Below are 8,607 nucleotides of genomic sequence, written 5' to 3' on the forward strand. Positions count from 1 at the left end.
TTGACCCTTTGTTTTGGAAAAGTTATCAATCGATGACGAAAACAAAATTAACAAATCAGTCGGCTACAGTGAAGATGACCATACGGTTCCAACAACTACAAAAGGCGACTGAGCATGGCCGGACTGGACAAGCGTGTAGCAACTTATGAAGAGGCCCTGGCGGGCCTGACCGACGACATGACCGTGCTGGCCGGCGGCTTTGGCCTGTGCGGCATCCCCGAGAACCTCATCGCCGAAATCAAGCGCCGTGGCGTCAAGGGCCTGACCGTGGTCTCCAACAACTGCGGCGTCGACGGCTTTGGCCTGGGCGTGCTGCTCGAGGACCGGCAGATCCGCAAGATGATCGCCTCCTACGTCGGCGAGAACGCCGAGTTCGAACGCCAGCTGCTCAGCGGCGAACTGGAAGTGGAGCTCACTCCGCAAGGCACCCTGGCCGAGAAGATGCGCGCCGGCGGCGCCGGCATCCCGGCCTTCTTCACCGCTACCGGCTATGGCACCCCGGTTGCCGAAGGCAAGGAAGTACGCGAGTTCAACGGTCGCAAGTACATCCTCGAAGAATCCATCACCGGCGACTTCGCCATCGTCAAAGGCTGGAAGGCCGACCACTACGGCAACGTGGTGTACCGCAACACCGCGCAGAACTTCAACCCGCTGGCCGCCACCGCCGGCAAGATCACCGTGGTCGAGGTCGAAGAGGTCGTCGAGCCCGGCGTGCTGCTGCCCAGCGAGATCCACACCCCGGGCATCTATGTCGACCGGGTCATCGTCGGCACCTTCGAGAAGCGCATCGAAAAGCGCACCGTCAAGGCCTGAGCGCCGCCCTCAAGAACAACAAAGAGATCCTGACCATGGCATTGACCCGCGAACAAATGGCGCAACGCGTCGCCCGTGAACTCAAGGACGGCTACTACGTCAACCTCGGCATCGGCATCCCCACCCTGGTGGCCAACTACGTGCCCGACGGCATGGAAGTGATGCTGCAGTCGGAGAACGGCCTGCTGGGCATGGGCGAGTTCCCCACCGAAGCCACCATCGACGCCGACATGATCAACGCCGGCAAGCAGACCGTCACCGCCCGCCGTGGCGCGTCGATCTTCGATTCGGCGCAATCCTTCGCCATGATCCGTGGCGGCCATGTCGACCTCACCGTGCTCGGAGCCTTCGAGGTGGACGTGCAGGGCAACATCGCCTCGTGGATGATCCCCGGCAAGCTGGTCAAGGGCATGGGCGGCGCCATGGACCTGGTGGCCGGCGCCGACAACATCATCGTCACCATGACCCATGCCTCCAAGGACGGCGAGTCCAAGCTGCTGCCCATGTGCAGCCTGCCGCTGACCGGTGCCGGCTGCATCCGCAAGGTGCTGACCGACCTGGCCTACCTGGAGATCGAAAACGGCGCCTTCATCCTGCGCGAGACCGCGCCGGGCGTGAGTGTCGAGGAAATCGTCGCGAAGACTGCCGGCAAGCTGATCGTGCCGGACGATGTCGAGGAAATGACCTTCTAATCAACATTCCCCTGAGGGGGCTTGTGGGAGCGCGCTTGCCCCGCGATGACGTCAGCCCAGGTGCCACGATCGCCTGGTCGGGCGCTGTCGCGGGGCGAGCCCGTTCCACGCTTGCGCTTCCATAGGGCTTTGCCTTGTCTGTTGCAAAATCCACCAATAAAACCAAAAAAGGAAAACATCGTGGCCGCTGATATCCAAGACAGCCGCTCCGCCCGCTTTGCCCTGCGCTGCTCCAACTGGGCCGAACGCTGGTTCCCCGATTCCTGGGTGTTCGCCGCCCTGGCCGTGATGCTGGTGGCCCTCGGCGCCCTGGCCATGGGCGGCAAGCCCACCGACACCGCCAAGGCCTTCGGTGACGGCTTCTGGAGCCTGATCCCGTTCACCATGCAGATGGCCTTCGTGGTCATCGGTGGCTATGTGGTGGCTAGCTCGCCACCCGCCGCCCGGCTGATCGACCGCCTGGCGCGGCTGCCGAAGAACGGCCGCTCGGCGGTGTGCTGGGTGGCGCTGATCTCGATGCTCGCCTCCTTGCTCAACTGGGGCCTGTCGCTGGTGTTCGGCGGCCTGCTGGTGCGCGCCCTGGCGCGCCGCACCGACCTGAAGATGGACTACCGCGCCGCCGGCGCCGCCGCCTACCTGGGCCTGGGCGCGGTGTGGGCGCTGGGCCTGTCGTCGTCGGCCGCGCAGTTGCAGGCCAACCCGGCCAGCCTGCCGCCGTCGATCCTGTCGATCACCGGGGTGATCCCGTTCACCGAGACCATCTTCCTCTGGCAGTCCGGGGTGATGCTCGCCGCCCTGGTGATCGTCTCGCTGATCGTCGCCTATGCCACCGCGCCCGGCCCGAACAGCGCCCGCAGCGCGCAGGATTGTGGAGTGGACCCGAGCTTCAGCGCACCACCTTCGCCCCAGCGCACGCGTCCGGGTGAGTGGCTGGAATACAGCCCGATCCTGATCCTGCTGCTGGTGGCCCTGGCCGCTGGCTGGCTGTACCAGGAGTTCGCCACCAAGCCGGCGATCACCGCGATTTCCGGGCTGAACACCTACAACCTGTTGTTCATCATGCTCGGTGCCTTGCTGCACTGGCGCCCGCGCAGCTTCCTCGATGCCGTGGCTCGCGCCGTGCCGACCACCACCGGGGTGCTGATCCAGTTCCCGCTGTACGGCTCGATCGCCGCCATTCTCACCCAGGTCAAGGGCGCGGACGCCCAGACCCTGGCCCACCATATCTCGCTGTTCTTCACCCAGATCGCCACCCATGACACCTACGCCTTGCTGATGGGCGTGTACTCGGCGGTGCTTGGCTTCTTCATTCCGTCCGGCGGTGGCAAGTGGATCATCGAGGCGCCGTACGTGATGCTGGTAGCCAACGACCTGCAATACCACCTGGGCTGGGCGGTGCAGATCTACAACGCCGCCGAGGCGCTGCCGAACCTGATCAACCCGTTCTACATGCTGCCGCTGCTGGGGGTGTTGGGGCTCAAGGCGCGTGACCTGATCGGCTTCTCGTTCGTGCAGTTGCTGGTGCATGTACCGCTGGTGCTGGTGTTGCTGTGGGCGCTGGGCACCACGTTGCAATATGTCCCGCCTGTAATGCCCTGATCAGGCAGATTCATCAGACGCCTGCCTGGAAGGGAGTCTGATGAGCGCACAAGCGCTATGGATCGGCGCTTGTGCAGCTTCCTACCGGAGTCTCCGAAAAAGCTGACTGATGGCAAATTGACGCCAATATGCTGGCCACTTACTATGCGCGCCACTTTGCGTTGATCACCAGGGACAGGTATGCCGGTACGTCTTCACTCAGCGCGCAATTATGCGCGCTTCGCATTTGTTGCAACACTGTGCAGCCCGTTGGCCTGGGCCGTTTCACCGGGTGACCAGGACCTGATCCGTGAACGCCAGAACCGCCTGCTCGAAGAGCAGCAACGGCGCCTCGAGGACCTGCGCAACCTGCCCGGCGAAAGCGCGCAACCTACCCAGCAGCAACGGCCCGAAGATACCCGCTGTTTCGATATCCACACCATCGAGCTCAAGGGCGCCGACAGCCTGTCCGCCGCCGACCGCGACAGCCTGCTCAAGCCTTTCATCGACCAGTGCCTGGGCGTCACCCAGCTCAATGCCTTGCTCAAGGCGATCACCGACCATTACCTAGGCCGTGGCCTGGTCACCAGCCGCGCCTACCTCCCGCAGCAGGACCTGTCTTCGGGCCACCTGCAGGTGCTGGTGGTGGAAGGGCGCCTGGAAGGGCTGCGCCCGGACCCGGCCAGCGGCCTGAGCGAGCGCGAGCTGGCCATGGTTTTCCCCGGTGAAGTCGAGCAGCGTCTGAACCTGCGCGAAGTCGAGCAGATGGTCGATCAGCTCAACCGCCTGCCGTCGAACAAGGCGCAGATGGAGCTGACCCCCGGCAAGGCCGTCGGCGGTAGCGAAGTGCTGGTGCGCAACACCCAGCAGAAACCCTGGCGCGCCTCGCTGTCGCGCAACAATGAAGGCCAGCGCAGCACCGGGGAACAGATGCTCAACCTCGGCCTGGAATGGGACAGCCCGCTGGGCCTGGCCGACCAGCTCATGCTGCGCGGTGGCCACGACGTGGTCAGCGACCACACCCAGGGTTCGAAGAACGGCGTGCTGTACTACAACCTGCCGTGGGGCTGGTGGAACTTCACCTACAGCTACAGCGAGAGCGAGTACCGCTCCCTGGCCCAGGCCAACGGCTTTGCCTTCAAGCAGACCGGCGACAGCCAGAACCACCAGCTGCGCGCCGAGCGCGTGGTGCACCGTGATGCCACCAGCAAGACCTCGCTGAATGCCGGCATGGCCCACCTGCGCACCAACAACTACATCGAGGACAGCCGCCTGGAGGGCAGCAGCAACCGCCTGAGCGAGGCGCAGTTCGGCATCAACCACGGCCGCCGCCTGGGCAATGCCTTCGTCAACATCGACCTGGGCACTCAGGAAGGCATCGGCGCCTTCGACGCCCAGGACAATGCCCACCCGCGCCCCGGCCAACCAGTGGCGCGCTACCGCAAGTACAGCGCCACCGTCAGCTATGTACAGGGCTTTGAAGTGCTCGGCGAGCGCCTGAGCTTCAGCAGCCTGGCCACCGGCCAGCGCAGCGAGGACGTATTGTTCAGCCCGCAGCGCATCAGCCTTGGTGGTCTGTCGTCGGTACGCGGCCTGAAGGACCAGTCGCTGTCCGGCGACAGCGGCGGCTACTGGCGCAACGACCTGCGCTGGACCCGCCCGGTGAGCTGGCCGCTGCTGCAGCCGCTGGTGGCCGAGTACGGCCTGGGCCTGGGCTACGACCTGGGCGTGATCCGCAACGACCGCTACAACGGCCAGTACCACGGCCGTGCCAGCAGCCACTCGCTGGAGCTGTTCGCCCGCGGCCAGCATATGGCTGCCAGCGTGACCTTCGCCCACAGCCTGGAACGCCCCGACGTGCTGACCGAAAAGGAACGCCCGGTCTACTTCCGCCTCGACTTTTTCATCTGATCACCTGATTGACGAGATTTGACATGGATGTTCGCCTGTTTGCCTTCCTGGCCCGCCAACGCTCGGCCAAAATTCAGCCGCGCGAGCAGTTCTGCGGGTTGCCCAAGCGCGGTCTGGCGCTGCTGCTGGCCAACGCCATGTTCTGGCAGCCGCTTTGGGCACAGGCCGCCGAAGGCGTGGTGGTCAGCGGGCCGGGCACCAGCCTGGGGCAGGCGGGCAACGGCGTGCCCATCGTCAACATCGCCGCGCCCAACGGCAGCGGCCTGTCGCACAACCAGTTCAGCGACTACAACGTCGGCCAGCAGGGGCTGATCCTCAACAACGCCACCGACCGCACCCAGGCCACCCAGCTGGGTGGCATCATCCTCGGCAACCCCAACCTGCAGGGCACCGCGGCCAACGTCATCCTCAACGAGGTCAACGGCGCCAACGCCAGCCAGCTGCGCGGCTACACCGAAGTGGCCGGGCGCGGGGCGCATGTCATCGTCGCCAACCCCCACGGCATCACCTGCGATGGCTGCGGCTTCATCAACACGCCACAGGCCACGCTCAGCACCGGCAAGCCGGTGCTCGAGAACGGCCAGCTGAGCCGTTACCAGGTCGACCAGGGCCATATCGCCATCGAAGGGGCGGGGCTCAACGCCAGCAACGTCGACAGCTTCGAGCTGATTGCCCGCAGCACGAAAATCAACGCCGAGATCCAGGCGCGCAACCTGGCCATCGTCGCCGGGCGCAACGATGTCGATGCCAGCACCCTGGCGGCCACGGCACGCCAGGATGACGGCAGTGCCAAGCCGAGCCTGGCCATCGACTCCAGCGCCTTGGGCGGCATGTATGCCGGCGCGGTCAGGCTGGTGGGCACCGAGGCCGGGGTGGGCGTGCGCCTGGACGGGCGGATGATCGCCAGCGGCGGCGATATCCAGCTCGAGGCCAACGGCCAGTTGCACATGGCCCAGGCCAGCGCCAGCGGCGACGTACGCCTGCAGGCGGCGGCTATCGATGCGCAGGGCCCGGTGCATGCCGGCCAGCAACTGCAGCTGGACAGCCGCGGCGAGCTGGTCAACCGCCAGGGGCTGACCGCCGGGGGCCAGGTACAGTTGAACGCTGGCGGCCAACTGAGCAACCTTGGCGGTATCCAGGCGGGTATCAACATCGATGGTCAGCGCGTGGCCGGCGCCGACCTGAAGATCAGCGCCGGTGCGGTGGACAACCGCAACCAGCGCCTGATCGCCAGCGGCGACCTGACCCTCTCCACCGGCACCCACCTGGACAACCAGGGCGGTAGCCTCAGCGCCGGGCGCGACCTCAGCGTCAATGCCGCGACCCTGGATAACCGTCAGCAGGGCGCGCTGAACGCCACCTGGGCCCATCTGGACAACCAGGCCGGCGAACTGTCCAGCCTCGATACCCTGGCCCTGAACCTCGGCAGCCTGGACAACCGCACTGGCAAGGTCCTGGCCAACCGCGGCATCACCGTCACCAGCCAGGGGCTGGTCGACAACCGCAGCGGCCGGATCGCCAGCCAGGCCACCCTCGAACTGAGCGTCCAGGCCCTGAACAACCAGGGCGGCGTGGTCACCAGCAAGGCCGGCCTGGCATTGGTCGCGGGCGCAGCCATCGACAACCGCCACGGCGAGATCTCCAGCGCCGGCACCACTCAGGTAGAAGCCGCCAGCCTCGACAACCGCGAGCAAGGCAAGCTGCTCAGCGATGGCACGCTCACCGCCAAGGTCAGCGGGCTGCTGGACAACCAAGCCAAGGGCCTGGTGAACGGCGTGGGCGCCACCCATATCGACGCGGGGCAGTTGGACAACCGCGGTGGCCGCCTGGTGGGTAAGGACCTGCTGACCTTGCAGGGCCAGCGCTGGGACAATCGCGGCGGCAAGATCGAGGCCGACGGCGCACTGACACTGACCATCGACCACCTCGACAACCGCGACCAGGGCCTGGTCAGCGGCCAGGCCGGGGCCCGCTACAGCGGCAGCGAGCTGCTCAACCAGCTCAGCATCCTGGGCGCCAAGGGCAACCTCGACCTGGTCGCCGCGCACCTGGACAACAGCGGTGGCAGCCTGACCAGCGGCGGCGATCTCGATGGCCAGGTCACGCGCCTGGAGCAGCTGAGCGGCAAGCTGTCCGCCGACGGCAAGCTGACCCTCAAGGGCAGCGCACTGGTCAACCGCCAGGGCGCCGTGATCGGCGCCGGGCAGGGCATGCGCCTGACCGTGGACAGCGTCGACAACCGCGGCGGCGAACTGTCCGCGGCCAAGGCGCTCAGCCTCACCGGGCAGCGCCTGGACAACACCGGCGGCCAGGTCCTGGCCGATACCGACCTGGCGCTGACGGTGGCCGAGGTCATCAACCAGGCCCAGGGCCTGTTGCGCGGCAAGGGCCAACTGACCCTCGACGGCCAGACCCTGGACAACCGCGACGGGCGTGTTTCCGCCGAGCAGGGCGCACGCTTGCGCCTGAGCCAGGCGCTGGACAACGGCAAGGGGCTGCTGACCAGCGAGGGTGACCTCGACATCGGCGCCGCCAGCCTGGACAACAGCGACGCCGAGCTGAGCAGCGCCGGCAAGCTGACCCTGGCCACCACCGGCAAGGTCGACAACCAGCGCGGCTCGATCACCGCCGACGGCGCCCTCGACCTGCGCAGTGCCAGCCTCGACAACCGCGCCGGCGAGGTCGGCGCCCAGGGGGCCATGGACATCGTCACCGGCACCCTCGACAACCGCGACAGCGGCCATGTGGTCGGCAACGACCGCCTGACCCTCAAGGCCGGCCAGGTCAACAACGCGGGCAGCGACAGCCGCATCGACAGCGATGGCGCCATGCACCTGACCGCCAGCGGTTTCGACCAGCAGGCCGGACGGATGCTGAGCAAGGCCTCGATCACCCTCGACCTGGGCCAGGGCGCGCTGGTCAACCACGGCCTGATCAAGGCCCCGGTGCTGGTACTGAACAACCTCTGCAGCGTCGACAACCAGAACGGCGAAATCACCAGCCCGCAAGGCTTCACCCTGGCGGCCAATACCCTGGACAACCGCCAGGGCAAGCTGCTCAGTGAGCAGGCCTTGACGGTGCGTATCGCCCAGGCGCTGGACAACACCAAGGGCCTGGTCTCGGCCAAGGGCCTGGACCTGCATGCCGCCAGCCTCGACAACCGCGAGGGCACCGTCAGCAGCCGCGCCGGCCTGGTGCTGACCGTCGACGGTCGCCTGGACAACCGCCAGGGCACCCTGGTGGGCGACACCGCCCTGAACCTTGTGGCCGGGACGCTGGACAACAGCAAGGGCAAGGTCTCGGGCAAAGGCCAGGGCGAGATCCAGGCCGACACCTTGCTCAACCACGCCGGTTCGCTGGTCAGCCTCGAGCAACTGCGGATACAGGGTGGTGAGCTGGACAACCGTGAGGCGGGGCTGCTCGGCAGCAATGGCGCGCTGACCCTGGAGGTCGACCGCATCGACAACCGTGGCGGCGAGATCACCGGCAAGGCCGCTGTCGCGGTCACCGGCACCTCGCTGGACAACAGCGACGGCGGCCTGCTGGTCGCTGGCACCGGCATGACCCTGGCGTTGCAATCGCTGCTCAACCGCAACAAGGCGCGCCTCGAGGC

At 66.5% G+C, this 8,607-nt stretch carries 4 protein-coding genes and 1 pseudogene; all 5 read left to right on the forward strand.

Annotated features, from left to right (window positions below; genetic code table 11):
- Positions 1-114: 114 nt before the first annotated feature.
- Positions 115-813 (forward strand): CoA transferase subunit A, encoded by a 699-nt coding sequence (locus C3F42_RS00540; RefSeq protein WP_104443784.1) that lies wholly within the window; start codon positions 115-117, stop codon positions 811-813.
- 35 nt (positions 814-848) lie between these two features.
- Positions 849-1,505, forward strand: coding sequence for a CoA transferase subunit B (locus tag C3F42_RS00545; protein ID WP_023632551.1), 657 nt, complete (start codon positions 849-851; stop codon positions 1,503-1,505).
- A gap of 180 nt (positions 1,506-1,685) precedes the next feature.
- Complete coding sequence (locus tag C3F42_RS00550) at positions 1,686-3,104, forward strand: short-chain fatty acid transporter (RefSeq protein WP_094012630.1); 1,419 nt, start codon at positions 1,686-1,688, stop codon at positions 3,102-3,104.
- Positions 3,105-3,284: 180 nt separating this feature from the next.
- Positions 3,285-4,994: a ShlB/FhaC/HecB family hemolysin secretion/activation protein gene (locus C3F42_RS00555; protein ID WP_082120409.1), complete on the forward strand. Its 1,710-nt coding sequence runs from the start codon at positions 3,285-3,287 to the stop codon at positions 4,992-4,994.
- Between the two features lie 137 nt (positions 4,995-5,131).
- A pseudogene (locus C3F42_RS29705) lies at positions 5,132-8,470 on the forward strand (filamentous hemagglutinin N-terminal domain-containing protein); the annotation flags it as partial.
- Positions 8,471-8,607 lie beyond the last annotated feature (137 nt).

Origin of the sequence: Pseudomonas sp. PONIH3 (assembly GCF_002934345.1) — a bacterium.
Taxonomy (GTDB): Bacteria; Pseudomonadota; Gammaproteobacteria; order Pseudomonadales; family Pseudomonadaceae; genus Aquipseudomonas; species Aquipseudomonas soli.

Excerpts from the sequence above, each read along its gene's own strand:
- C3F42_RS00545 (WP_023632551.1), top strand. The coding sequence starts at position 849 with ATGGCATTGACCCGCGAACAAATGGCGCAACGCGTCGCCCGTGAACTC.
- C3F42_RS00555 (WP_082120409.1), top strand. The coding sequence starts at position 3,285 with ATGCCGGTACGTCTTCACTCAGCGCGCAATTATGCGCGCTTCGCATTT.
- C3F42_RS00540 (WP_104443784.1), top strand. The coding sequence starts at position 115 with ATGGCCGGACTGGACAAGCGTGTAGCAACTTATGAAGAGGCCCTGGCG.